The organism is Yoonia sp. 67-2 (genome assembly GCF_035117555.1).
In the GTDB taxonomy this organism is placed as follows: domain Bacteria; phylum Pseudomonadota; class Alphaproteobacteria; order Rhodobacterales; family Rhodobacteraceae; genus Yoonia.
Genome location: NZ_JAYKPK010000002.1, coordinates 73,394 through 96,882, shown reverse-complemented (window position 1 = coordinate 96,882; position 23,489 = coordinate 73,394). Strand labels below are relative to the sequence as shown.

Here is a 23,489-nt window from a genome sequence, read left to right as displayed (position 1 = left end):
CTTGAATGAGCATCTCATCTTCCATGAACGCCAGCGTGGCTGGCCTTGCGGCAAATGCATCGCGGCTGGCCACTATTTCTGACAATATCGCCAATTCAGGGACTTATGGCTATAAGCGGGCGATCACCGATTTTGAATCCATGGTCATCGAAAGCGGGCGTGGCACCTATTCTGCTGGCGGTGTGCGGACCAGTGTTGCGCGCCGGATCGACGAACGTGGTGCCTTGGTCGCAACGTCAAACGCGACCGATCTTGCGGTGCGTGGACGCGGCATGCTGCCTGTGACGACGGCAACCTCGGTCGCCATCGGCAATGGTGAAAATCCGCTGCTGCTGACGACCACCGGTTCATTCCGGCCCGATTCGCGGGGCTATCTTGTCAGTCCGGGTGGGCTGGTCCTGATGGGCGTGCCTGCGCTGGCCGATGGGACGATGCCAAATTATCCACGCGATTCGGTGGACGGGCTGGTGCCGGTGCAGATCAATGCCAACCAATTCGCGGGTGAAGCAACGACGCGGATCAGCCTGGCGGTCAACCTGCCCGCCACATCAACACGGGAAGCGGCGACGGCGGGGGATGAAACGCTGTCGGTCGAATATTTTGACAATCTTGGCGCGTCATCCAACCTCAGCTTCAGTTTCACGCCGACCGTGCCGCAGAACGGTGCATCCAACACTTGGACCATGCAGATCAGGGACAGCGAAACCGATGTGAACGCGGATGGCCAGCCCGATCTTGTCGGCGAATATACGCTGACCTTCGATGCATCCCGGGGCGGCGGCGGCACACTTGCCTCGGTCACCAATACAGCGACCGGGCCTGGCGGCCCCTATGACCCGGCCAGTGGCAGCCTGACGATTGCGGTAAACGGCGGCCCGATGGAGATTGCCGTCGGCGAATTGGGCAGTTCGATCGGTCTGACCCAATTGTCAGATGCTTTCGCGCCGGTGTCGATCTCCAAGAACGGCACACCTGTCGGTAGCCTGACCTCGATCGAGGTGGACCAGAACGGCTTTGTGCGCGCGACATTCGACATCGGCATCAACCGGGTTCTGTATCAGGTCCCGCTTGTCGATGTGCCGAACGTCAATGGTCTGGAACCGCTCGATCAGCAAAGCTTTCGGGTCACGCCCGCCAGTGGGACATTCTTTCTCTGGGATGCGGGGGATGGACCGACCGGCGATATCGTCAGCTTTGCCCGGGAAGAATCCGCCACCGATGTGGCCGGTGAACTGACGGCGCTGATCCAGACGCAGCGCGCCTATTCGTCGAATGCGAAGGTGATTCAGACAGTCGATGAAATGTTGCAGGAAACCACGAATATCAAACGCTAACCGTCAGGACCCGCCGGGATGAGCATTTCTGCCGCTCTCAACAACGCCGTATCCGGCCTGACCGCCTCGTCCCGGCTGGCCGAGGTTGTGTCATCAAACCTGTCCAACGCGCTGACCGAAGGATATGGGCGGCGGTCTGTTGAACTGTCCGCGATGCAGGTCGGCGCAAAGGGCGGTGGGGTGCAGGTGGATGGCGTGACCCGCTTTGCCGACCCTGGATTGCTTGCTGATCGCAGGCTTGCCGATGCGACGCTGACCGGCCAGCAGCGCAGCGCGCAAAGTCTGGTCCGGCTTGAAACGGCCTTTGGCGGTGTTAATGGTGACACGGGGCTTGCCGCACGATTTGCTGCATTTGAACGTGCACTGATCAGCGCCAGTGGCGACCCGGCCTCGCAGACGCGGCTGACGACGGCGGTCTCACGATTGTCGGATGTTGCGGGCACATTGCAGGCCGCCACCCGGAACACCCAGTCATTGCGACAGGATGCCGATGCGGCGATTGCCAGTGATGTGGCAAAGCTGAACGCCGGACTGCAGCAAGTGGCTGACCTGAACAAGGATATCCTGCGGGTCAGATCCGCAGGCAGCGATTCCTCCGCTTTGGTGGATGCGCGGCAACGGATCATAGATGATATCGCGACGATTGTGCCGCTGCGCGAAGTGCCACGTGACAATGGAAGCGTCGCCTTGATGACGACCACCGGCGCGACATTGCTGGACGGGCGGGCAGCGAGGTTCGGATTTACCGGAACCCCGACGATCACCGCAGATATGACCTTGGCATCCGGTGCCTTGTCCGGTCTGACGTTGGATGACCGGCCGGTTGATCCGGCCAACGGCATCGGGCGGCTGGACGGCGGGTCTCTGGGGGCCGGTTTTGCCATGCGCGACAAGACCTTGGTCGAAGTGCAGTCTGGCCTTGATGTGATCGCTGCCGATCTGATCGCCCGGTTTCAGGATCCCGCCCATGACCCGACTCTGGCCCAAGGCGCACCGGGGGTGCTGACCGATCAGGGCGGGCCTCTGGACCTGACTGACCTCACCGGGCTGGCCGGACGGATCGCTATCAACACCGCCATTGACTCGAAAAAGGGGGGTGATCCTGCTGCGTTGCGCGACGGATTAAATGCGGCTGCGACGGGTTTGACCGGCGACAGCGCGCAGCTGAACCGCTGGATCGATGCCTTGGCCCAGCACCGTAGTGATGCCCCGGGCAGCAGCAGCCGGTCATCCGCCGGGCGTATCGCTGATTTCACAGCGCAACTGGGCACCCGACGGCTGGCAGCGCAAGAGGCGGTCAGCTTTGCCACTGCGAAACGCGACAGCCTGAAACAATCTGAACTGGCCAATGGGATAGATACCGATGTCGAATTGCAGATGCTGCTGCGCGTCGAACAGGCCTACGGGGCCAATGCAAAGGTCATCGAGACCGTCAATCTTTTGATGCAACGCCTGTTGGAGATTTAGCCATGGCCGTGACCTCGATTGGCGATGCGGCGCAACATTTCCTGTCGATGCGCGCAGGCACCGCCCTCAAATCCGATCTTGCGCAGCTGTCGGAAAGCCTGTCATCCGGGCGGGTGACCGACATTTCGCGCCATCTGCGTGGTGAAACCGCACAATTTTCCGGGCTTCATCACAAATTGGCGCAGCTGGATGGTTACGCGCAGGTGGCGCGCGAGACGGGCCAGATACTTGACGGTGTGCAGCAAGCGCTGGCGCGGGTCGATACAACGCGCGCGCAACTGACGGATCAATTGCTGCTGGCCAAGGACACGCGCGCGCAGGTCGATGTGGCGGCGCGCGCCGCGCGCGCTGGGCTGGATACGATGGTCAGCGCGTTGAACATGCGGGTCGCCGATCGGAGCCTTTTGGGCGGGCGTGATCTTGACACTACGCCGCTGATGTCCGCCGATGCGATGATCACGCAGGTCCAAGCTACTCTTGGTCCAGACCGCAGTTTTGCGGCGATCACTGCGGCGATTTCGGACTGGTTTGACGATCCGGCTGGTGGTTTTGCCGCTTTTGGGTATCGCGGCGACGCAGGGGGCGTGATCCAGCGCCAGATAGCAGAGGGGCGTCAGGTCGATATCGCGGCCCGCGCCGATGATCCCGCGATCCGCGATATCCTGAAGGCAACGGTTCTTGCCGCGATCACGGTTGATCTGCCGGGCCTGGCAGTCGAGGTGAAATCGGATCTGGTTCAGGCCGCCGGTACGCAGCTTTTTGGTGCGGTCTCGGGCTTGGCGTCGATGCAGGCGCGGATCGGCGGGGCGCAGGCCCAACTTGCCGAAGCGCGGGCAGAAACGACAGCGCAGGCAACAGGTCTGAAAATGGCCGTCAATGATCTGGTGTCGGCAGATCCTCTTGATACGGCAGCGCGGCTGAAAGCCGTGCAATTACAATTGGAAACCCATTACACAATGGTCGGCCGGTTGTCACAGCTAAGCCTGTTGAGGTTCATTTGATGCAATTACTGACCCGCTGGCTTTGTGTGCTTATCATCATCTTGCCGCAATGGGCCGCCGCCGCACCGATTCGGATCAAGGATCTGGTCGAATTCGACGGGGTCAGGTCGAACGACCTGGTCGGTTATGGTCTGGTTGTTGGTCTGAACGGCACCGGCGATGGGCTGCGTAACGCCCCATTCACCGAAGAAATACTCAGCAGCACCTTGGAACGGCTGGGTGTCAATGTCACCGGCGAACAGTTTCGTCCGAAAAACGTGGCGGCCGTACTGGTCACCGCGAGCCTGCCGCCCTTCGCGCGCGCAGGCAGTCCGATCGATGTCACCGTCTCGGCCATTGGCGATGCCAACAGTCTTCTGGGTGGCACGTTGATCATGACGCCGCTCAACGCTGCGGATGGCGACATTTACGCCGTTGCGCAAGGCACGATTATCGCGGGCGGCGCCTCTGCAACCGGTGATGCGGCTGCGGTGATCCAGGGTGTGCCGACAGCGGGTGTCATCCCCTCGGGTGCGATCATCGAACGCGAGGTTGCATTCGACTTCACAGGGATGACACGTCTGCGTCTTGCGCTGCGGACGGCTGATTTCACGACCGCTGGCCGCATTGAACAGGCGATCAACAATCATTTTGGTGGCCCTGTCGCCGTGATGACCGACGCTGGCACGGTCGAGTTGGATATCGCCGCAACGCGCATGTCATCGCCGGCCCATGTTCTGGGCCGGATCGAAAATATTCTGGTTGAACCCGAACGCCGCGCGCGTGTCGTCGTCGACCAACGATCCGGCACTATCGTGATGGGCGAGGATGTGCGCATCAGCCGTGTGGCCGTCAGCCAGGGTAACCTGACCTTGCGCATTCAGGAAGCGCCATTGGTCGTCCAGCCGAACCCGTTTTCCGCCGGTGAGACGGTGATCGTGCCCCAGACCGGGGTAGACTTGCAGCAAGACCCCGGCATCGGGCTGGCAGAAGTCGCGGGCGGAACCTCTCTGAGCGAGGTTGTCGCCGGGTTGAATGCGCTTGGCGTGGCGCCGCGGGACATGATCGACATTCTGAAAAGCATCAAGGCAAGTGGTGCGCTGCATGCGGAATTCATTGTACGATAGAAGCGCAACGATAGTTTCTTGTGCAAAGCGGAGGAAGTACAATCGGGGCTGTTTGACGGTACTGCCGCGCTGAACGGGGCCGATGCACAGCGCCGCCTGTTGCCGGTGTCCCGACGCCAGGTCACTGTTCATGCGCCAATACCTCTTTCGCAGGTCGACACAGCAGACCAGCCTTGCCCGCAGTTATGGCTCATTTGCCCAACAGGTCAGCCATAACTGCGGACAAGGCTCGCTGCGATCAGGCCCCAGCCATCGGCAACCACAAAGAACGCCAGTTTGAACGGCAGCGAAACAATCGCCGGGGTCACCATCATCATCCCCATTGACATCAACACGGCAGCGACAACCAGATCGATGATCAGAAACGGCAGAAAAATCATGAACCCAACTTGAAATGCCCGTTCCATCTCGCTGAGCAGAAATGACGGCATCAGGATCGACAAAGGCGCGTCGTGCAGCGGAACGCCGGTGTCGATATCGGGGCGCAGGGCTGCAAGGGTGGCGAAAGTATCCACCTCGATCCGTGCCGCCATGAATTGGCGCAATGGCGCCATCACCCGCAAAAATGCGTCATCAAGCGGCAGTTCTTCGTTCATCAACGGCACGATACCAGCGGCCCAGGCTTCGGTGAAAACCGGTTCCATCACGAAATAGGTCAAAAACAGCGCCAAAGAGATGATCAGCATGTTCGGCGGTGATTGTTGCAGTCCAATCGCCTGACGCAGGATGGCAAAGACGGTCACGATGAACGGAAAACAGGTCACCATGATCGCGATGCCCGGCACCAGGCTGAGCACGGTGATCAGAACCAGCAACTGAACAGTCCGCGTGGTCAGCGATCCGTCATCCCCAAGCGGGATTGCGAAATCCTGCGCTGGCGCGGCTGTCCCCGTCAGCAGCACGGATACAGACAGGGCAAGCAAAAGCGCGCGCATCTTAACCCAGATCGCCTGTGTCGCTGGCCACTTCTGTCAGCCGCACGGCGAGCTGTCCCGGCTCCCCCCCGTCAAGTTCCTGCAATTCACCGCGGGCTATCAGCCGGTCACCGATAAACAGCTCGACCGGGTCATCGATCCGTTTGTCGAGTACCAGAATCGCGTTTTCACCCAGTGACAGGAGGTCCTTGACCAATGGCCGCGCCTTGCCGACAGAGACCAAAATCTCGATCGGGATGCGGTGCAGCGGGTGATCGTCCGGTGATGGCCGCGCCTTTGTGCCGGGTTCATCCATTTGCTGTATTCCTTTGATCGATAGGTGAAATATTGGACAGAAGCTCTGAAATCCGGGCCAGATGGGCATCCATGTCGAGGTAGGTTTCGACCTGACCTTGCCCGATCCACGCCGCGTGGGGCGGCAATGTCGGGTCCGCGATGACCGCGACCCCCCCGGGAATCGCATCGGTCACGGATTGCAGCGCCGTGACCTGATCGGGATGGACGTGAATGCAGATGCCATCCTCTGCGCCCGGGGTGAAGCGCGTCAGCACCAGATCTGCAACTTGCCGGGCAAATCCTTGCGCAACGCAATGTGGCAGGATCGTATCGGTCAATGCCGTCACCAAAACCGCGAGCGAAGACAGAACATCATGGCGCGCTTCGTTATAGGTAAAGCTGATATCCATCAGGGTCTGAGCAAGATCCCGGCGCAATGCATCTGCTTGGGCGCAAGCGGCGTCGTAGCCCGCATTATGGCCCGCGGCATAGCCTTTATGATAGTCCTCACTGGGACCGGTATCGGAAAGCTCCGCGGCATCAAAGGCTTCGAGGTTCAGAAGACCGGCCATCATGTCCTGCCTGCCGGTGTCGGGTCTTCAATCCAGTCCTGCAATATCCGGATCGTTTCCGGTTGCCTGTCTGCGATCATCCTTCGCAGGCGGGTGACGGGATCATCCTGACTGGCCCCGGCCAGATCAAAATCGCCCCCCATGAAATCCGGCATCGCGACGTCGTTCATCGCCAAGGCCATCGGTGGGGCGGTGTCGCTGATGCCTTCGATCAGGTCGCGCTGTGGTGGCGGTGGCAGACGCTGCGCGGCCAGAATGGGCCGCACGACAAACAGCCCCAGAATCAAGGCGACAACCGCCAGCACGGCCATCTGGATCAGCTGCATGACATCAAACAGCGGTGCCGCATCCCCAACGCTGGCCGCCGTACCAAGCGGCGCAATCGGGTCAAAGCGCATCGACTTCAACGTGATGATATCCCCGCGCGCAGGATCGATTCCTACGGCAGAGGCGACAAGTTCTTGCAACGATGCCAGTTCTTCGGGGCTGCGCGGCTCGGTCGTGACAGTGCCGTCAGCGGCGGTCACGCTGACATCGTTCACCAGCACAGCCACCGTCAACCGCCGGACGGCACCGGGTTGCCGCAGCAATTGACGCTGCGTTTCAGAGATTTCGTAATTCGTCAGTGTCCGGCTTTCGCTGTTTTCGGTGCTGGAGGCACCTTCACCCCGCGCGGCATCGCCATCAGGCAGGTTGGACGCGACACTGACCCCGCTGTTGCGGCTGTCGGTGGCCACCCCGGTGCTTTCCGTAACATCTGTGCTGATAGCGATCCGGCTTTCGGGATCAACCCGCCGCTCACTGATGGATTCGGTTTCCATGATGGTATCGATCGCAACCTCGACCACCGCATTGCCGATACCGACCCGTGCCGCCAACAGCCGTTCGGCCCGCAACCGCAGGGCGGCGGCCCGGTCTTCCCCGCTTTGATGGCTGTTCTGCCCGTCACCGTCGGATAACAGCCCGCCATTATCGTCGATCACCGCCACGCTGTCCGGCGCAAGGCCGGGCACCGCGGCAGCGACCAGAAACTGCAACGCCTTGATATGTGACGCGGCCAGAGTGCCGCCCCCCGTAGTGACCGTGACAGCCGCCGTTGCCGTCTGGTCGCGGTCGAAGGGCCGGTTCGGCGCGGGCGATATATGCACCCGTGCGGCCCGGATATTGGGATTGGCCAGAATAGTGCGCGCCAGTTCCCCTTCCTTGGCGCGCCAATAGGCGGCGTCGAACATCTGCGATGTGGTGCTGAAACCCGACAGCTGATCCAGCAATTCATAGCCCTGACTGCCCGTCGCGGGCAGCCCCTCACCGGCCAGCCCCATGCGCAGGCTGTCGCGCAGCGCGGTCGGCACGTAAATGCCGGTGCCGCGCACCTCATAAATCACGCCGCGCTGGTCGAGCGCGGCGATTACATCGCCTGCGGCGCGTGCCTCCAGCCCGCCGTAAAGTAGTGCCATGTCCTTCGTCCCTGCGCCGCGCGCGAGCAGCAGGATTGCCGCAAAGACAATCAGCGTCGCGACGACGACGAGAAGACGCCGTGTCATGTCGAGTGTTGACCACACCGATCCCAGATTTTTCAAAGCGGTTCTCCGATTCAGGGCTTTTTGCGCGTTTGGTCAGTTTGACACAGGGGCGTTAACAATCGGTTAGGGCCTCGTGCGCTATGCATATTTCTGACAGCGGAAAGGAAAGCAGATGCGCAGCCCCAATGATGCCACGGACGGGACGCCGAAGAAACGGTCGAAAATCCCTATGGTGATCGGGCTTGTCTTGGCCTTGCTGGGCGGTGGCGGCGGATTTGTGGCGGTGCGGTCCGGCGTGCTGCCCGGATTTTCTGACGCTGGTGGTGCGGCCAGCCCGGCGGCCTTGCCTTTGAACGTCGCTTTCGTGCCGCTTGATCCGCTGGTGATTTCCTTGCCCGCAACCCAGGGCCGCGATCACCTGCGGTTTTCAGCACAGCTTGAGGTGCCGCTTGTCCACCGGGCCGAGGTCGAGGCGATCAAACCCCGCATCGTCGATGTTCTGAACGGCTATCTGCGGGCTGTGGACTTGGCCGAACTGGAAGATCCGACCGCCCTGTCGCGCCTGCGCAGCCATATGCTGCGCCGGGTTCAGGTTGTCGCTGGGGAAGGTCGCATTTCCGACCTGCTGATCATGGAATTTGTACTGGGATAAAGGAGGACAGCCATGGCATTCATTGCCGACATGCTGTTGGTCGCAGGCGCATTTGGGGCAGCGTTTTACTGTTTTATCCTGTCGCGCCGGTTGCGCCGGTTCACCGATCTGGAAAAGGGCGTCGGCGGTGCGGTGGCGGTGCTGTCGGCACAGGTGGATGATCTGACAAAAACGCTGAACCGGGCGCAGGCGACGGCGAAAGGTTCGGTGGAAACGCTGGCGCAGGTCAGCCAGCGGGCAGAGGCTGCGGCAGGCCGGTTGGAACTGCTTGTCGCATCGTTGCATGACCTGCCCGCCCCCGCACCGCGCGGGGCAGAGCCGCCCCCGGTGTTTTCCAGGCGCGACAGCGCGCCAAGGGGCGCGCCATGACGAAAACGATCAGGCGCAAACGCCCGCACGGACCTTTGCATATCCTGGCCGGATTGCTGATTCTGTCGGCTGTTCTGCGCGCCGGATCGCAGGTCGGCCCCGCCTTGGCCGAGGATGTCAGCACGCCTGCGCCCGTCGAAAGTCAGGTCCCGGGCGATGGCCAGACCGCCGATCTGCTGGCCGCCTTTCAAGCCCGCGAAGACCGTCTTGCCCAGCGCGAAGGCCAGCTGCGCGACCGTTTGCAGGCCCTGCGGGTCGCAGAGGTAGAGATCGCCGAAAAACTACAGGCGATGCGCGCCGCGGAAGAGGCGCTGAACGCCACAATCGCCCGGGCAGAGACGGCCTCGGCCAGTGATCTGGATCTGTTGCGCGCGGTCTATGAAAACATGAAACCGAAAGAGGCTGCCGCTTTGTTTGTCGAAATGCCACCGCCCTTTGCCGCGGGGTTTCTGGGCATGATGGAACCGCAATCTGCGGCAGCGATCATGGCGGAATTACCACCCTCCGTGGCCTATTCTTTCAGCGTCGTGCTGGCCGGTCGGAATGCCAATGCGCCAGATCAATAGCAGGTCAGGAAACGTTAAGGTCTTGGCTTTAATCCAGTGCAGGGAATCGCAACTGGTCCGAAGGGCAGTGTCAGAATGATTGGTCTTGTCGGCATCGTCGTCGTTTTTGCCACCGTCTTTGGTGGGTATTTGCTGGCCGGCGGCAAGATGGCGATCATTCTAAAATCATTGCCCTATGAAATGCTGATGATTGTCGGTGCCGCTGTCGGGGCTTTCGTGATCAGCAACGATAACACCACGATCAAGGCCACGATCAGGGATATGGGCAAGGTTTTCAAAGGGCCGAAATGGCAGGCGGCCGATTACCGTGATCTGCTCTGTCTTTTGTTTGAACTGATCAGGGTCGCGCGCACCAATCCCGTCGCCGTCGAAGGCCATATCGAGGCGCCTGAAACTTCTGCAATCTTTGGAAAATATCCGAAAATTCTGGGTGACAAAGAGGCGATTGCCCTGATTTGCGATACGCTCCGGTCAGCGTCGATGAATTACGATGATCCGCATCAGGTTGAAGAAATCCTTGAAAAACGGATTGAAGCAACGCTGCACCATAAGTTGCACAGCTCGCATGCGTTGCAGACGATTGCCGATGGTCTACCCGCGCTTGGGATCGTGGCCGCCGTTCTGGGCGTGATCAAGACGATGGCCTCGATTGATCAGCCGCCGGAAGTTCTGGGCAAGATGATCGGCGGCGCTTTGGTCGGCACCTTTCTGGGGGTCTTTCTCGCCTATGGGTTTGTCGGGCCCTTTTCCAACAAGGTCAAAGCTGTGGTCGAAGAGGATGCACATTTCCATCAGCTGATCCGGGAAGTTTTGGTCGCCAATCTTTATGCCCATGCCCCGAACATTTGTATCGAGGTTGGTCGCCAGAATATGCCCAGCCACTACCGCCCCAGTTTTTCCGAAATGGAAGACGCGTTAAAAACCGCCAAGCAGGAGGCCGCATGAGGTGCGCTCTCCTCGCCCTGATCATGATCTGTTGGCCTGTGACGCTGCTGGCGCAACCGGTCGTGGTGCGGACGGGGGAACACGGCAATTTCACGCGGGTTGTTGTTGAACTTCCTGCCGGAGCGGCATGGGATTTCGGGCGCGGCACCGATGGATATGTGCTGCGGCTGGCCGTCGCCGATGGTTTTGACCTGAACCGCTTTTTCGATCTGATCCCCCGGACGCGGATCAGGGCGGTCAGTCAGGACGCCGCTTTGGGTGAATTGCGGCTGGCGTTGAATTGCGAATGCCGCGCGGATGTGTTTATCAGCGATACCGCTTTTCTCGTGATTGATATCGCCAACGGGGCCGCCGATCCGGACTCGCGGTTTGAGCAGGCGCTGGCCCCACCGCCCGCCGCGCCCGCCGGTGTTTTGCCGGTGATCCTGCCACGCGCCGGACCAACGCCAACAGCCTTGCCATTCGGCAGCGACCGAACAGGCTGGTCCAATGCGCCGCGCCAACCACAGATGCCCGCTGTGACGGGGAACCTGACAGCCATGGAACAGCTGGTCGTCGAAAGTCTGGGTCGCGGTCTGTCGGCCGGGGTACTTGATCCGGACCCGTTATCGTTACCTACGGCCGCCCCCAGCCTTGTGCAGGACATGCTGCCGATCTCTTTGCCGGGGCTGGCCGTGCGTGACAATGCCGATCCTTTCGCAATCCCCCAGAACAATGCCACCGCGCAGAATGCTGACGGCCTGCCCTGCACCCCTGATGCTTTTGTCGATCTTGCGACCTGGGCGGATGACCGGCCTTTCGGGGCGCAGCTTGCGCAAGCGCGATCCGATCTCATCCACGAATTTGACCGGTTCGATCCCGAAGCGGTGGAAAAACTGGCGCGTCTCTATCTGCATTTCGGATTTGGGCGAGAAGCGGTGCAGGCGCTTGCACTGGACGGGGTCAGGTCGCAGGAGCGGCAGTATCTGCGGTTGCTTGCCACTATCATCGACGACGATCCGGTCACTTTTCCCGACCGTGACCAGCAGCTTTCATGCCCGTCACAGGTGGCACTTTGGGCTTTCCTTGCGCGGCCCGTGAACGACATGCGCCGCGATTACGACCGCAATGCCATTTTGCGCGCCTTCAAGAATCTGCCGCTGCCGCTTCAACGGCATTTGGGGCCGCGTCTGGCCGCACATTTTACCGCAGATGATGATCATGACGCGGCGCAGCAAGCGCTGGCCATGGCTCAGAACACGCCGGTTCCGACCGTGGCTACAAGGTTGGCCGCAGCAACACTTGCTACGCAGCAGGGCGATGACGCTGCGGCGTTGCAGACCCTGGCCGAGATCGCTCAGGGCGATCCACGGATCACGCCAGAGGCGATGACCCGCTATCTGACCGAGGCCGTGCAACAAAATCAGCCCGTCCCTGCCGATAAAATGACCCTGGCGGATACGCTGCGGTTTGAATATGCGAATACGCCTGCTGCGGGCGCGCTGGCTGCGGCGCAGGTGCAAGCCTATCTGGCGGGCGACAATTTTGCACAGGCGGCGGCCCTTTTGGCAGATGAACTTGCCGCTTTGGGCCCGGATCGCCATGCCGCTTTGTCCGCCGACTACGCGCAAGCCGCAGCAGACAGGATGACAGATGCTGATTTTCTGACATTTGCTGTCGTGGCCCCGCCCGGCGCGACTGACCCGGCGCTGCAAGACAATATCGCGCGACGTCTGATCACACTGGGCTTTCCCGATCAGGCCCTTCGGGTCCTTGGCAATGCCCCGGCATTACCCGGCAGTGAGCGCATCTACCTGCAATCGAAAGCATTTTTGGCATTGCGCGACCCGGAGGCCGCTTTGCGGCTGTTGCGCGATGACAGTTCCGATCAGGCGGGGATATTCCGGCAGGCCGCACGCGCGATGCAAGCCGGAAACGATACGGCATTGACGAGTCTTGTAGCCCCCGATTCCACCGAAACCAACTGGCGCAACAGTAACTGGGCCAGCCTCGCACAAACGGGCGATCCGCTGATCGCAGACGCAGTAGCCGCGATGCTGGACTTTGACGGTCCGGCCTTTGATGGCGCGCAACCTTTGACGAGCGGGCGCGCCTTGCTGGATCAGGCGGCGCAATCGCGGGCCATGCTTGACGGGCTGTTGGACAGGTTTGCGTCACCAGAGGAGTTTTGATCCAGCGCGCTAACGGATTGGCAAGGATTTGGTGCCAGAATGGGGTTCAGGGTTCAAATGGGGCGCCAGCACATGATCAGCAGAAACTTGTGTGACCAGTGGTTTCTTGCCCGACATCTGGCAATCGCCAGACTACAGACACTTGCGGGTAGGGTTCGATGATGCTGGGCCTGTCACTGCGCGACATCTTCCAGCCGACCATCCTGCTGGCGCTGGCCTTGATGGCGATCATCGTGATGATGATCCTGCCGATGCCAGCCTGGGTGCTTGATATCGGCTTGGCGGCGTCTTTCGCCTTGGCGATCCTGATCTTCACGGTCACATTGTTCATCGACCGGCCGTTGGATTTCTCGGCCTTCCCGACAATCTTGCTGGCCTCCTTGATGCTGCGGCTGTCGCTGAATGTGTCATCCACCAAACTGATCATCGGCGAAGGCCATACCGGAACCAGCGCCGCAGGCGAGGTGATCGAAGGTTTTGCCATGTTCGTCATGGGGGGAAACATTCTGTTGGGGCTTGTGGTCTTTTGCGTCCTGCTGATCGTGAATTTCGTGGTAATCAACAAAGGGGCCACCCGCATGGCCGAGGTGGGTGCGCGTTTCGCGCTTGATGCTATGCCCGGCAAGCAGCTGGCGATTGACAGCGATATGTCGGCGGGGGCGATCGACCATCAAGAAGCCAAGGCGCGCCGCGAACGTGAACAGGCCGAAACGACGTTCTTTGGCTCGCTTGATGGGGCGTCGAAATTTGTCAAAGGCGATGCCATTGCCGGGCTGCTGATCACGGCATTGAACCTGATCATGGGGCTGATCATCGGCATTGCGGTTCATGACATGCCGCTAGGCCGTGCCTTTGAAACATATACGATTCTGACGGTTGGCGATGGTCTTGTGTCGCAGATCCCCGCTGTCGTGATTTCCATTGCATCGGCGCTTTTGTTGGCGCGCGGCGGTGCGACGGGGGCAACAGATCTGGCGCTGGTCGCGCAACTGGGGCGTCATCCCGCTGCACTTGCCACGGTGGCGGTGCTGATGATCCTCTTCGCGCTGGTGCCGGGTTTACCGTTTTTGCCCTTCATCGTCGGCGGGTTGGTGCTGGGCGGCTGCGCCTATGCGCTTGCCGCGGCCGCGCAGAAACGCAGGCTATCAGCCGCAGATGTGACCCCGGCAAAGGAACAGGCACCGGCCCAGGAATTGATCGGTGATACCTTGGATCTGGACGATATTCATGTCGAATTTGCACCCGATCTTGTCGATATGGTGCTTGATCCCGGCACCGGATTGGACGCGCGGATCGCCAATATGCGCAATCATGTCGCGACCCTGTTTGGTGTTTTGCTGCCCGAAATCAGGCTGACCGATAACGCAGCGCTGCCGCCTGGTTCCTATGTGATCAAGATCCAGGGCGTCGAACAGGTGCGGGACAGCCTGCGACCGGGGCAGATACTTGCCCTGTTGACCGATTCTGAACCCATTGATCTGCCCGGAACATCGGTTAAAGAACCGGTTTACGGCGCACCCGCGCGCTGGATTGATCCGACCCAGCAAGAGCTTGCTGCGTTGAACGGGCTGACAACGGTGCAGCCGACCGAGGTTTTGGCCACCCACCTGCTGGAGGTCGTGAAACGCAATTTTCCGCGTCTTTTGACATTCAAGGCGTTGCGCCGCCGGTTGGATGAGATGGTGAACCTGACGGACCGCGCACGCGGTGAGGCAAATCGCAAAATGCTCGACGAACTTATCCCCGACAAAGTGCCGGTTGATATTTTGCTGTCGGTCTTGCGGCTTTTGCTTGAGGAACGGGTGTCGATCCGCAACTTGTCGTTGATCATCGAAGCAACGGCCGAGGCCCGTCAGATCTATCCTTCGGTTGACGCGATCACGGAGCATGTGCGGCAGCGGCTTGGGTTTCAGCTTGTTGCGGCGTTGCGGCGGTCCGATGGCACCATTCCGCTCATTCAGCTTGCTCCGGAATGGGAGGATACATTTACCAGTTTTGAAATCCGGTCAGATCGCGGCGCCGGTGATGTGGCCTTGCCGCCCGACCGGTTCAATGCGCTTGCCGATGGGTTGGCTGAAAAGCTGGGGCAGGCGGCAAATGCGGGGGCCTATGCGGCGGTGGTCACAACGATGCGGCGGCGGCGGTTTCTGCGGACGGTCATGGCAGCCAAGGGGATCATGAACCCGGTCTTGTCTTTTGAGGAGATCGGGATCGATGCACGTCCGGCGCTGGTCGGCATGGTGCCGGGGTGATGGAGCCGTTGCTGCCGTTTTTGGCGGAGCTTCAGCCGCTCTACTGGACTATTTTGGCGGTCTTTATCCGGATCGGGGCGGTGATGGCCGTTTTGCCGGGCTTCGGGGATCAGTCAGTGCCGCTGCGGGTGCGGCTGGCGCTTGCCATCGCGTTCACCTTGATCGTGGCGCCTGCTGTGCAGCCGGACTTTGATCCTATGGCAGGTAGTACGATGGCTGCCGCCATCCTACTGGCGCCAGAGGTGGTGACCGGGCTGTTTTTTGGCCTGGTTTTGCGGTTTTTTATCTTTGCCTTGCAGATTGCAGGGGCCACTGCAGCACAGGCGACATCTTTGTCGCAGATTTTTGGCGGCACAGCGGGTGCTGATCCACAGCCAGCGATCGGGCATCTGTTTGTGGTGGCGGGCACGGCTCTGGCTGCCGTGTCAGGGCTGCATGTGCAGGCAGCCGCTTATCTGATCCATAGCTATGCGCTGGTGCCGTTCGGCACTGCGCTGGGCCCGAGTCTGGTGGCACAGGCCGGCGTTCAGCAGGTGGCAACGGCGTTCAGCCTTGGGTTTTCGCTGGCCGCGCCCTTTCTGATCGCCTCTTTGATCTACAATATCGTGCTGGGTGTGATTAACCGCGCCATGCCGCAACTGATGGTGTCGTTTGTCGGGGCTCCGGCTTTGACGGCGGGCGGGTTGATCCTGCTTTTGCTGGCTGCCCCGCTTTTGCTCAGCCTCTGGGCGCTGGCGTTCAGTGATTTTATGCAGAACCCTTTTGGTGATCCGTGATGAGCGGTGAGGACGACAGCAGCGAAAAACCCTTCGACCCGAGCCAGAAAAAGCTGGAGGATGCCCGCGCCAAAGGCGAATTTGCAAAATCAGCAGACCTGACGACGGCTGCGGCCTATGGCGGGTTTTTCCTTATTTGCCTGTCGGTTGCACAGCCCACGATATCCGCCTTGGGCAATGCGATGGTGGTCATGCTTGATCAGGGGCCGGATATGGCGCGGGTGATTTTTGACGGATCTGGCCGGGCAATGGCAGCTGGGCTGATCCGGTCCGTCGTCGGGCCGATACTGCCATGGTTCGCTTTACCCGCGATACTGGCGCTGCTGGCCATTCTGGCGCAGCGGGCCCTGGTGTTTACCCCGTCGCGCATCGCACCAAAGCTGAACCGTATTTCCCCGGTGTCGGGGATGAAAAACAAATTTGGCCGACAGGGCCTGTTCGAATTCTGCAAAAGCATGGCCAAATTAATCATCTATCTTGTGATCCTGGCTGTGTTTTTACGGGCGCAGGTCGCAGTCATGATCGGGTCGGTGCATTTGCCGCCGGCGCTGGTGATGATGACGCTGACTCAGATGTTGGTCATGCTGATGGGGATCGTGTTTGGTGTCGCGCTGGTCTTGGGCGGCGGCGATTATCTGTGGCAGTCGGGCGAACACCTGCGCAAAAACCGGATGAGCCGCCAAGAAATGATGGATGAACTCAAGCAATCCGAAGGCGATCCGATGCTGAAACAGCAACGTCGCCTGCGCGGCCAGGAGATTGCGATGAACAAGATGCTCGCCGATGTGCCGCAGGCCGATGTGATCATCGTGAACCCGACGCATTACGCTGTTGCGTTGAAATGGGACAGGCAGGCGGCCTCTGCCCCGATCTGCGTGGCCAAGGGTGTCGATGAAGTCGCCGCCAGGATCAGGGAACTGGCGCGTGAACATGCCATCCCGCTGCATTCCGACCCGCCAACCGCGCGGGCGCTGCATGCCAGCGTGGATATCGGGCAAGAAATTGCGCCGACCCATTATCAGGCGGTTGCCGCAGCGATCCGCTTTGCAGAGATGATCCGGCAAAAGGCCCGCGACAGATGACCAGCAAAGCTGACCAGATCGCAGAGCTGCAAGATCTGACCGGGCTCGCGTTGCGCGCGCTACAGACGGAAATGCACCGGCTGTCGGCCAAGGAACAGGCTTTGCGCCAGAATCTGTCTGACCTGACCGCGCAACGGGCCACGCAAGGAATGCGCGCGGCTGATGATCCGGCCCTGATCGCGGGTGCTGATCTGCGCTGGCAGCAATGGGTCGATCAACGCCGCGCCATGGTCAACATGGAACTGGCCCAGGTGCTGGCCTTGATGGCCAATTGCCAGCAGCGGTTGCAGCGGGCCTTCGGGCGCGATCAGGTCGCGCGGTCGATTGCGGCGCAGGCGTTGCGCGACCGGCAAACACGCACAGACCGTGCCGCGCTTTATGAATCCTGACGCACGATATCGGTAATCAGAATATCAGTCACAGCACTGCCCAGAATATTCTGTGCCGTCTGCAACAGGTCGTTGCGCAGATTGCGCATATTGGTGCCTTGGGTGAAATTGCCCGAAAAGCCGCCGATATTGGCGTGATTGAACATATTTTGCAGAAATCCGTCGCGCAGCTTGGGCTCGGCCGCAAAAACGGCCTCTGCATTGCCGGGTGTGACTTCAACGTTCAATGACATGACGATCAATGCGACGACGCGCCCGCCTTCAACGATGGGAATGATGAACTGATTGTTCAGCCGTGCATATTCCCGCGCCGGGCCGATATCCGGCGCGGCGTCGCGGGCCGTGACCGGGTCCTGCACATCGCCGCAGGGCGTGTCGGCCTGCAAGGGAAGATCCGCCTCCGGTTTTTGCAGGATCATGGCGGCGGCAATGCCGGACCCGGTGCCAACCGCAGCGAAAATGGCGGGGATGAGGAAGGCTTTCATCGCCAATTCCTAAAACGGCAGATAGCGTTCAAGCGCTTGCTGGCCATAGCGCGGTTGCTGCATATCGGTGATCTGGCCGCGCCCGCCATAGGAAATGCGCGCTGATGCAATCTTGTCGTAGGTGATTTCGTTCTGGCGGCTGATATCCTCTGGCCGGACGAATCCGGTCACGATCAGTTCGCGCAGTTCGAAATTGACCCGCACCTCTTGCTGGCCAAGGATCGCGAAAACGCCATTCGGCAGAACATCCGTGATCGTCACCGCAACGCGCAGGGTCAGTTCCTCGCGCCGCCGGACATTGCCATTGCCGCTGGCATTGCTTTGGGAATTGAGATCGACCAGCGATCCGACCGAGGCACCTTCGGGCAGTCGCCGCGCAATCCGCTGCGGCACACCGAACAATTGCGGTGCCCCCGCCCGTTGCGATGCATTCCGCGATCTGGCGCTGGAATTGCTGATCGAGGCGCTGTCGTCGATTTCAATCACCACGGTCATGATATCGCCGCGCTGGCGCGCACGTTTGTCACCCAACAGCGACCCACGCTCGCCCGTCCACAACGATGCCTGTGCAGACGGGCCGAGCTGCGTGGGCGAAATAATTGCGGGCAGGCCGGGGTTGATCATCGCATCGCGTTCGGCATTGAACGGCTGCTGTGAAAATGGTGGAGGTGCGCCAACAGGGGTCGTGCTGCAGGCGGCAAGGCACAGGAACATCACGACGAAGGGGCGCATGGCCGGTCCTTTCTTCATTGCGATACATATCCGGTGCCATCAAGCCCGATCCGCGCCGTGACGGTCGCGCGCGAGCTCAGGTTCATCACCCTAATGAGATCCCCCGGCCCGGCCCGGCCCAACGCGCGGCCTTCCGTCGAAATCGCCAGACCATGGCTTTGATAGGTCAGCATGATGATCTGGTTGCGTTCGACGATTGCGGGAAAGATGACATCGCCGGGACGGATCGGGCGTCCCGCATAGAGCGCCACGCGGGTTTCCATGCCGACAATGGCGGCTGGATCTGTCACGCCGCCGGGGATGATTTGGGGTGACAGCGTCAGATCCTCTGCGCCGATGATCGATTGGGCGGGGATGGTGCGGGCCGCGACCAGCGTTTCTGCCGCCGCCGGGCCCGTCAGCATAAAGATGATGGCCAGAGCGCGGATCATCGCAGTTGCACCATCGCGCCCAGCATCTGATCGGCCGCGGTGATCACCTTGGAATTCAATTCATAGCCGCGCTGGGCAGAAATCAGATCGGTGATCTCGCGCACCGGATCGACAGAGCTGTTTTCCAGATAGCCCTGCCGCAACACGCCCAGCCCGTCTTCGCCCGGCGTCCCGATCGCCGATGGGCCGGAGGCGGGCGTCTCAAGGAACAGGTTTGATCCGATCGCCTCCAGCCCTTTGGGGTTGGTGAAACCGGCCAGCGTGAACTGACCCAGCAATTGCGGTTCGATCTGGTCGTCGAAGAACCCGTAAACCTCGCCCTCGGCATTGATCGCGATGGAGTTTGTATCGGGGGGGATCGCGATGTCGGGGACGACGGGGTAGCCATCGGATGTCACGATCAACCCGTCGCCGGTCAGTTTCAGCCCGCCATCGCGGGTGAAAGCTGGCCGCCCATCGGGTAGCGTCACCTCCAGATAGCCGTCACCTTCGATGGCCACGTCCAGATCGCCGCCGGTCGCGGCCAGTGATCCCTGCGCCAGCATCACGGTCACGGCACTCGCCCGCACCCCAAGGCCCAGTTGTACGCCGGTCGGCACGGCGGTGCCGTCAGACGCATTGATCGTGCCGGGGCGGACAAGCTGTTGATAATGCAGGTCGGCAAATTCGGCGCGGCGGGCATTGTATCCCGTCGTGTTCATATTGGCGAGGTTGTTGGAAATCACCTCGACCCGGGTCTGCTGGGCGGTCATGCCCGCAGCGGCGATCTGTAAGGCTCGCATGATGTCTCCTTTCTAGGGGCGGACAGCGTCGATGACGCTGCGGATGCGGTCATGTTCTTTATCCAGAAAGCTTTGGCCCAGCTCATAGGCGCGCTGCACTTCGATCATGCGGCTGATCTGCTGGATCGGATTCACATTGGCGCTTTCCAGAAAGCCTTGCAGGATGCGCCCATCTTGTGCCGGGGCGATGCCGCCTTGCGGGTCGAACAATGTGCCGCTTTCGCGGATCATCTGATTGGGGTCGACCGGGGCAAAGAGGCCAATCTGACCAATCGGTTCACCTCCCACGCTGATCGTGCCATCGGACCCGATCCCGACAGGGCCAGCGCCAACCGGCACGAAAAGCGGCGCACCGCCGGCGTCAAGCACCTGGTAGCCGTCCGGGGTGACCAGATCGCCGAGGTCATTGGGGCCAAAGGCACCGGCGCGCGTCAACCTTTGCCCTTGGGGCGTGTCGATCAGAAAGAACCCGTCACCTTCAATGGCCAGATCAAATGTACCGCCGGTCTGGGCCAGGCTGCCCTGAGTCGTTGCCGTATCGCGCACCCGTGCAGTCGCCATCGACAGCGATGGCATCCCGGGGCCCAGATTTTTGATATGTTCAGAAAACAGAATGCCTTCGGCGCGGAACCCGGTGGTGTTGGTATTGGCGATGTTATTCGCCAGCACCTGCATTTCCTGCAACAGCCCGGATTGGCGGGTCAATGTGACATAGGTTGTGTTGTCCATGTTATCCTCCTGCGATGATCGGGATCAGAATATTCTGGAACAGGTCGACCAAGGCGTCTGACATGAATGCCATCGTCACCCAGAAGGTCGCGATGATCGCGGCCAGTTTCGGCACGAAGGTCAGCGTCATCTCCTGCACCGATGTCAGCGCCTGAAACAGGCCCACAATCAGGCCGGTCGCCAAAGCCACCGTCAGGATCGGGATCGAGATCACGAAGGCTGTCCAAAGCCCCTGACGCAATGTGTCGTAAAACAGATCCTCTGACATCATACCGGCATCCGCAGGATTTCCTGATAGGCCTCGACCACGCGGTCACGGACGGTCACGGCGGTCTGCACGGCCAGTTCGGTCTGCGCCAAGGCCTGCACCAAAGCATGCGGATCGGCCCCGGTGGTCATCGCCTGCATCGCGGTGGTTTCGCTGGCGCGCATCGTCGCCGCGAAGTCTTTTGCGGCATTGGCAATTGTGGCCCCGGATGAGCCAGCCTCTGGGGCGGTCGCCTTTTTGCTGGCGGTGTAATTCTGGGCAACGATTGCGCCGATTTCCATATCGCTCCTCCTAGCGTCTGAGCAAATCCATCAGGGCCGAGGACATTTGCCTGACCTGATCGAACATTTTAAGGTTGGCCTCATAGCTGCGCTGGGCTTCGCGGGCGTCGGCGATTTCGACCAGCAGGTTGACGTTGGACCCTTGGTAATAGCCCGCTGCATCCGCCAGCGGGTTGGCCGGGTCATAGATCTGCGGCAGGTCAGATTGATCGAGACGCATCGGTCCGGCGGTCACCGCCCCGGTGCGCCGCCCCAGGCTGAGCTGTTCTTCGAACGATATGATCTTGCGGCGAAACCCGGGTGTGTCGGTATTGGCAATATTTTCCGACAGATGCCGCAGGCGGGTGGCCTGTGCTTTCATCCCGCTGCTGGCCACAGACATGGCGTCAGAGAAATCATTCATGATTCATCCCCGCCCGAGCGCTGTGCGCAGAATCGTCAGCCCATGCCGGTAAACCGCCAGGGCACGGTTGTGGTCGCGAGAGACAGCGACCGAGGCCAACATCTCATCCTCCAGCGATACCGTATTGCCATTGGGCGATGCTTCGGTGCTGCCGACGACGGGCGCCGCCGTCACGCGGAGCCTAGGATCGGGGGCCAGATGGCCCGGCCTGCTTTGGCGGATCTGCGACATGGGTGCTGCGCCATAGACATCGCCAAAGGGCGCAATCTGCTGCGCGCGATAGCCGGGGGTATTGGCATTGGCGATATTGCGCGCGACGACGGCCTGACGTGTCCCGGCGTGGCGGGCCATGGCAACGGCGGTCTGGAACAGGTCCAGTGACTGATACATTGGGGATTCTCCCGCTGCTGGTTTCAATCATTGATTAACGCCGATTCCTTAAGAAGACGTGAGCAACGCCAAGAAAGGACAAATCATGCCCGACAATCTGCTTGATCAGCTGCGCGGGGCGATCGAACGCCTTGATCCGGTGCATGCCGCAGGGCGGGTTGCCTGTGTCACCTCCGGCATTGTGCAGGTCAGCGGTCTACCGGCCCATGTGCAACTGGGGGATCGCGTCCGTATTCTGACCCGCGCGCATTGCCTGCAGGGGGAAATTGTCCGGCTGGATGCCCTGTCCGCACATATTCTGGTGGATGGTGCCGTTGACGGCGTGGCGATCGGTGACCGGGTCGTCATTGATCCCCCGGCGGTTTTTGCCCCCGATGACCGCTGGATCGGGCGCGTGATCGATCCGGACGGTCGCCCACTGGATCAGCGCAGCATTCTGCCGGGGCCCGTGGTCCGGTCTTTGCGCGCGCCACCCCCTGCGCCGCAGGATCGTCGCGGCCTGGGCGCGCGGCTGGAGACTGATCTGGCGGTGTTCAACACGCTTTTGCCGATTGTGCGCGGCCAACGGATCGGGCTTTTCGCCGGATCTGGCGTTGGAAAGTCAACGCTGCTGGGCGATCTGGCGCGCGGCAATTCCGCCGATGTCATTGTGATTGGCCTGGTCGGCGAACGTGGCCGCGAATTGCGCCATTTCATACAGGATGTGCTGGGGCCGGACGGCATGGCCAAAGCAGTCGTGATCGCTGCGACCTCTGATCGCGCGCCACAGGTCCGACGGCGCTGCGCCTGGGCCGCGATGACCGTGGCAGAGCATTTCCGCGACGCGGGCAAACAGGTCCTGCTGATCATCGATTCGGTCACCCGCTTTTGCGAGGCACATCGCGAAGTTGCCGTCGCCGGCGGCGAACCTGCCAATCTGCGCGGCTATCCGGTGTCGACCGGTGCGGCCATCGCCAGCCTGTGTGAAAGGGCAGGGCCCGGCGCAGGTGAAAGCGGCGATATCACCGCGGTCTTTTCGGTCCTTGTCGCAGGGTCGGATATGGAAGAACCGGTCGCGGATATGCTGCGCGGCGTTCTGGACGGGCATGTCATCCTTGATCGCGAGATTGCGGAAAGAGGGCGGTTTCCCGCCATTGATGTTGTGCGTTCCGTCTCGCGCGCCCTGCCTGCCGCTGCGACGCCGCAGGAAAACGCGATGATCGCGCAGGCACGGGCGCATCTGGCGACCTATGACAGGTCTGCGCTGATGATCGGGGCCGGGCTCTATACCGCCGGGTCTGACAAATCGGTTGATGCGGCAATGGCCTGCTATGCCGCGCTGGATCAGTTTCTGACGATCAAGGATCAGCGTGGCGCGCTTGCGCATTTTGCCAAGCTGCGACAGGCCTTGGCAGGTGGCGGGACGGATATGAAGACAGTGTACGGTGATCCGGGTAAACGTGGTTGATAAAGTTGATCAACGCACTGCGTTTGGGTCGTGACTGTGGTCGTCTTGTCCTGGGCAGGTCACGGCGCGTCTGCCCGTTACAGCAGATGTCTTGGGCTTTGTGGAGCTTCTTCCATGATCCGGTC

At 60.8% G+C, this 23,489-nt stretch carries 27 protein-coding genes; 14 read left to right on the top strand and 13 right to left on the bottom strand.

What is annotated here, in order from left to right; translation table 11 throughout:
• The first annotated feature begins 5 nt into the window (after positions 1-5).
• Genes VOY09_RS03770 through VOY09_RS03755 form a run of 4 tightly spaced genes read left to right on the top strand, consistent with a single transcriptional unit; the run spans position 6 to position 4,908 of the window.
• Complete coding sequence (locus VOY09_RS03770; RefSeq protein WP_322893054.1) at positions 6-1,334, top strand: flagellar hook-basal body complex protein; 1,329 nt, start codon at positions 6-8, stop codon at positions 1,332-1,334.
• Positions 1,335-1,352: 18 nt separating this feature from the next.
• Positions 1,353-2,801: a flagellar hook-associated protein FlgK gene (gene flgK, locus VOY09_RS03765; protein ID WP_322893053.1), complete on the top strand. Its 1,449-nt coding sequence runs from the start codon at positions 1,353-1,355 to the stop codon at positions 2,799-2,801.
• Positions 2,802-2,803: 2 nt separating this feature from the next.
• Entirely contained in the window at positions 2,804-3,802 is a 999-nt protein-coding gene (locus VOY09_RS03760) for a flagellin (protein WP_322893052.1), read from the top strand.
• Positions 3,802-4,908, top strand: coding sequence for a flagellar basal body P-ring protein FlgI (locus tag VOY09_RS03755; RefSeq protein ID WP_322893051.1), 1,107 nt, complete (start codon positions 3,802-3,804; stop codon positions 4,906-4,908). Before VOY09_RS03760 ends, VOY09_RS03755 begins: the two co-directional genes overlap by 1 nt.
• 206 nt (positions 4,909-5,114) lie before the next feature.
• Here the strand turns inward: VOY09_RS03755 and fliP are convergent, their stop codons facing one another.
• The 4 genes from fliP to fliF are packed head-to-tail and all read right to left on the bottom strand — an operon-like array spanning position 5,115 to position 8,235.
• Entirely contained in the window at positions 5,115-5,843 is a 729-nt protein-coding gene (gene fliP / locus VOY09_RS03750; RefSeq protein ID WP_322893050.1) for a flagellar type III secretion system pore protein FliP, read from the bottom strand.
• Between the two features lies 1 nt (position 5,844).
• Positions 5,845-6,138, bottom strand: a complete 294-nt coding sequence (locus VOY09_RS03745) for a FliM/FliN family flagellar motor switch protein (protein WP_322893049.1) — start codon at positions 6,136-6,138, stop codon at positions 5,845-5,847.
• On the bottom strand, positions 6,131-6,691 hold the full coding sequence (locus tag VOY09_RS03740; RefSeq protein WP_323811264.1) for a hypothetical protein: 561 nt from the start codon (positions 6,689-6,691) through the stop codon (positions 6,131-6,133). The genes VOY09_RS03745 and VOY09_RS03740 overlap by 8 nt, the downstream gene beginning before the upstream one ends.
• A complete protein-coding gene (fliF, locus tag VOY09_RS03735) occupies positions 6,691-8,235 on the bottom strand; it encodes a flagellar basal-body MS-ring/collar protein FliF (protein ID WP_322893047.1) in 1,545 nt (514 codons plus the stop codon). The genes VOY09_RS03740 and fliF overlap by 1 nt, the downstream gene beginning before the upstream one ends.
• Before the next feature lie 151 nt (positions 8,236-8,386).
• Between fliF and VOY09_RS03730 the strand changes: the two genes are divergently transcribed.
• From VOY09_RS03730 to VOY09_RS03690, 9 genes are all read left to right on the top strand, one after another.
• Positions 8,387-8,866, top strand: a complete 480-nt coding sequence (locus VOY09_RS03730) for a flagellar basal body-associated FliL family protein (RefSeq protein WP_322893046.1) — start codon at positions 8,387-8,389, stop codon at positions 8,864-8,866.
• A 12-nt stretch (positions 8,867-8,878) separates the two neighbouring features.
• Positions 8,879-9,235, top strand: a complete 357-nt coding sequence (locus VOY09_RS03725; RefSeq protein ID WP_322893045.1) for a hypothetical protein — start codon at positions 8,879-8,881, stop codon at positions 9,233-9,235.
• On the top strand, positions 9,232-9,801 hold the full coding sequence (locus VOY09_RS03720; RefSeq protein WP_322893044.1) for a hypothetical protein: 570 nt from the start codon (positions 9,232-9,234) through the stop codon (positions 9,799-9,801). Before VOY09_RS03725 ends, VOY09_RS03720 begins: the two co-directional genes overlap by 4 nt.
• Positions 9,802-9,876: 75 nt before the next feature.
• Positions 9,877-10,746 carry a flagellar motor stator protein MotA gene (gene motA / locus VOY09_RS03715; protein ID WP_322893043.1) on the top strand — a complete coding sequence of 290 codons (870 nt, stop codon included), beginning with the start codon at positions 9,877-9,879 and terminating at the stop codon, positions 10,744-10,746.
• Positions 10,743-12,917: a hypothetical protein gene (locus VOY09_RS03710; RefSeq protein WP_322893042.1), complete on the top strand. Its 2,175-nt coding sequence runs from the start codon at positions 10,743-10,745 to the stop codon at positions 12,915-12,917. Before motA ends, VOY09_RS03710 begins: the two co-directional genes overlap by 4 nt.
• Positions 12,918-13,078: 161 nt before the next feature.
• Entirely contained in the window at positions 13,079-15,169 is a 2,091-nt protein-coding gene (gene flhA, locus VOY09_RS03705; protein WP_322893041.1) for a flagellar biosynthesis protein FlhA, read from the top strand.
• Positions 15,169-15,945: a flagellar biosynthetic protein FliR gene (locus VOY09_RS03700; RefSeq protein WP_322893040.1), complete on the top strand. Its 777-nt coding sequence runs from the start codon at positions 15,169-15,171 to the stop codon at positions 15,943-15,945. Before flhA ends, VOY09_RS03700 begins: the two co-directional genes overlap by 1 nt.
• A complete protein-coding gene (locus tag VOY09_RS03695) occupies positions 15,945-17,027 on the top strand; it encodes a flagellar type III secretion system protein FlhB (protein ID WP_322893039.1) in 1,083 nt (360 codons plus the stop codon). Before VOY09_RS03700 ends, VOY09_RS03695 begins: the two co-directional genes overlap by 1 nt.
• Entirely contained in the window at positions 17,024-17,416 is a 393-nt protein-coding gene (locus tag VOY09_RS03690; RefSeq protein WP_322893038.1) for a hypothetical protein, read from the top strand. The genes VOY09_RS03695 and VOY09_RS03690 overlap by 4 nt, the downstream gene beginning before the upstream one ends.
• Here VOY09_RS03690 and VOY09_RS03685 read toward each other — a convergent pair.
• From VOY09_RS03685 to VOY09_RS03645, 9 genes are read right to left on the bottom strand one after another with little or no spacing between them, the layout of a single operon-like run.
• A complete protein-coding gene (locus tag VOY09_RS03685; protein WP_322893037.1) occupies positions 17,404-17,901 on the bottom strand; it encodes a flagellar basal body-associated FliL family protein in 498 nt (165 codons plus the stop codon). The two genes, VOY09_RS03690 and VOY09_RS03685, sit on opposite strands and share 13 nt — an antisense overlap.
• Positions 17,902-17,910: 9 nt before the next feature.
• Positions 17,911-18,633, bottom strand: a complete 723-nt coding sequence (gene flgH / locus VOY09_RS03680; protein WP_322893036.1) for a flagellar basal body L-ring protein FlgH — start codon at positions 18,631-18,633, stop codon at positions 17,911-17,913.
• Positions 18,634-18,647: 14 nt separating this feature from the next.
• Positions 18,648-19,064: a flagellar basal body P-ring formation chaperone FlgA gene (flgA, locus tag VOY09_RS03675; RefSeq protein WP_322893035.1), complete on the bottom strand. Its 417-nt coding sequence runs from the start codon at positions 19,062-19,064 to the stop codon at positions 18,648-18,650.
• Positions 19,061-19,846 carry a flagellar basal-body rod protein FlgG gene (gene flgG, locus VOY09_RS03670; protein WP_322893034.1) on the bottom strand — a complete coding sequence of 262 codons (786 nt, stop codon included), beginning with the start codon at positions 19,844-19,846 and terminating at the stop codon, positions 19,061-19,063. Before flgG ends, flgA begins: the two co-directional genes overlap by 4 nt.
• A 12-nt stretch (positions 19,847-19,858) precedes the next feature.
• A complete protein-coding gene (locus VOY09_RS03665) occupies positions 19,859-20,575 on the bottom strand; it encodes a flagellar hook-basal body complex protein (RefSeq protein ID WP_322893033.1) in 717 nt (238 codons plus the stop codon).
• Position 20,576: 1 nt separating this feature from the next.
• Positions 20,577-20,846 carry a flagellar biosynthetic protein FliQ gene (locus VOY09_RS03660; RefSeq protein ID WP_322893032.1) on the bottom strand — a complete coding sequence of 90 codons (270 nt, stop codon included), beginning with the start codon at positions 20,844-20,846 and terminating at the stop codon, positions 20,577-20,579.
• Positions 20,843-21,124: a flagellar hook-basal body complex protein FliE gene (gene fliE / locus VOY09_RS03655; protein WP_322893031.1), complete on the bottom strand. Its 282-nt coding sequence runs from the start codon at positions 21,122-21,124 to the stop codon at positions 20,843-20,845. The genes VOY09_RS03660 and fliE overlap by 4 nt, the downstream gene beginning before the upstream one ends.
• A gap of 10 nt (positions 21,125-21,134) precedes the next feature.
• Positions 21,135-21,527: a flagellar basal body rod protein FlgC gene (gene flgC, locus VOY09_RS03650; protein WP_322893030.1), complete on the bottom strand. Its 393-nt coding sequence runs from the start codon at positions 21,525-21,527 to the stop codon at positions 21,135-21,137.
• 3 nt (positions 21,528-21,530) lie between these two features.
• On the bottom strand, positions 21,531-21,917 hold the full coding sequence (locus VOY09_RS03645; protein WP_322893029.1) for a FlgB family protein: 387 nt from the start codon (positions 21,915-21,917) through the stop codon (positions 21,531-21,533).
• 85 nt (positions 21,918-22,002) lie between these two features.
• On the opposite strand from VOY09_RS03645, the gene VOY09_RS03640 reads away from it, so the two are divergent.
• Positions 22,003-23,364 (top strand): FliI/YscN family ATPase, encoded by a 1,362-nt coding sequence (locus VOY09_RS03640; protein ID WP_322893028.1) that lies wholly within the window; start codon positions 22,003-22,005, stop codon positions 23,362-23,364.
• Positions 23,365-23,489 lie beyond the last annotated feature (125 nt).

Coding starts and splice junctions, on each gene's coding strand:
- VOY09_RS03740 (WP_323811264.1), bottom strand. CDS start 6,691: ATGGCCGGTCTTCTGAACCTCGAAGCCTTTGATGCCGCGGAGCTTTCC.
- VOY09_RS03725 (WP_322893045.1), top strand. CDS start 8,879: ATGGCATTCATTGCCGACATGCTGTTGGTCGCAGGCGCATTTGGGGCA.
- VOY09_RS03720 (WP_322893044.1), top strand. CDS start 9,232: ATGACGAAAACGATCAGGCGCAAACGCCCGCACGGACCTTTGCATATC.
- motA (WP_322893043.1), top strand. CDS start 9,877: ATGATTGGTCTTGTCGGCATCGTCGTCGTTTTTGCCACCGTCTTTGGT.
- VOY09_RS03730 (WP_322893046.1), top strand. CDS start 8,387: ATGCGCAGCCCCAATGATGCCACGGACGGGACGCCGAAGAAACGGTCG.
- fliE (WP_322893031.1), bottom strand. CDS start 21,124: ATGGAAATCGGCGCAATCGTTGCCCAGAATTACACCGCCAGCAAAAAG.
- fliP (WP_322893050.1), bottom strand. CDS start 5,843: ATGCGCGCGCTTTTGCTTGCCCTGTCTGTATCCGTGCTGCTGACGGGG.
- VOY09_RS03755 (WP_322893051.1), top strand. CDS start 3,802: ATGCAATTACTGACCCGCTGGCTTTGTGTGCTTATCATCATCTTGCCG.
- flgA (WP_322893035.1), bottom strand. CDS start 19,064: ATGATCCGCGCTCTGGCCATCATCTTTATGCTGACGGGCCCGGCGGCG.
- flhA (WP_322893041.1), top strand. CDS start 13,079: ATGCTGGGCCTGTCACTGCGCGACATCTTCCAGCCGACCATCCTGCTG.
- VOY09_RS03645 (WP_322893029.1), bottom strand. CDS start 21,917: ATGTATCAGTCACTGGACCTGTTCCAGACCGCCGTTGCCATGGCCCGC.
- VOY09_RS03660 (WP_322893032.1), bottom strand. CDS start 20,846: ATGATGTCAGAGGATCTGTTTTACGACACATTGCGTCAGGGGCTTTGG.
- flgC (WP_322893030.1), bottom strand. CDS start 21,527: ATGAATGATTTCTCTGACGCCATGTCTGTGGCCAGCAGCGGGATGAAA.
- VOY09_RS03770 (WP_322893054.1), top strand. CDS start 6: ATGAGCATCTCATCTTCCATGAACGCCAGCGTGGCTGGCCTTGCGGCA.
- VOY09_RS03745 (WP_322893049.1), bottom strand. CDS start 6,138: ATGGATGAACCCGGCACAAAGGCGCGGCCATCACCGGACGATCACCCG.
- flgH (WP_322893036.1), bottom strand. CDS start 18,633: ATGCGCCCCTTCGTCGTGATGTTCCTGTGCCTTGCCGCCTGCAGCACG.
- VOY09_RS03690 (WP_322893038.1), top strand. CDS start 17,024: ATGACCAGCAAAGCTGACCAGATCGCAGAGCTGCAAGATCTGACCGGG.
- VOY09_RS03695 (WP_322893039.1), top strand. CDS start 15,945: ATGAGCGGTGAGGACGACAGCAGCGAAAAACCCTTCGACCCGAGCCAG.
- VOY09_RS03710 (WP_322893042.1), top strand. CDS start 10,743: ATGAGGTGCGCTCTCCTCGCCCTGATCATGATCTGTTGGCCTGTGACG.
- VOY09_RS03700 (WP_322893040.1), top strand. CDS start 15,169: ATGGAGCCGTTGCTGCCGTTTTTGGCGGAGCTTCAGCCGCTCTACTGG.
- VOY09_RS03685 (WP_322893037.1), bottom strand. CDS start 17,901: ATGAAAGCCTTCCTCATCCCCGCCATTTTCGCTGCGGTTGGCACCGGG.
- flgK (WP_322893053.1), top strand. CDS start 1,353: ATGAGCATTTCTGCCGCTCTCAACAACGCCGTATCCGGCCTGACCGCC.
- VOY09_RS03640 (WP_322893028.1), top strand. CDS start 22,003: ATGCCCGACAATCTGCTTGATCAGCTGCGCGGGGCGATCGAACGCCTT.
- fliF (WP_322893047.1), bottom strand. CDS start 8,235: ATGACACGGCGTCTTCTCGTCGTCGTCGCGACGCTGATTGTCTTTGCG.
- VOY09_RS03760 (WP_322893052.1), top strand. CDS start 2,804: ATGGCCGTGACCTCGATTGGCGATGCGGCGCAACATTTCCTGTCGATG.
- flgG (WP_322893034.1), bottom strand. CDS start 19,846: ATGCGAGCCTTACAGATCGCCGCTGCGGGCATGACCGCCCAGCAGACC.
- VOY09_RS03665 (WP_322893033.1), bottom strand. CDS start 20,575: ATGGACAACACAACCTATGTCACATTGACCCGCCAATCCGGGCTGTTG.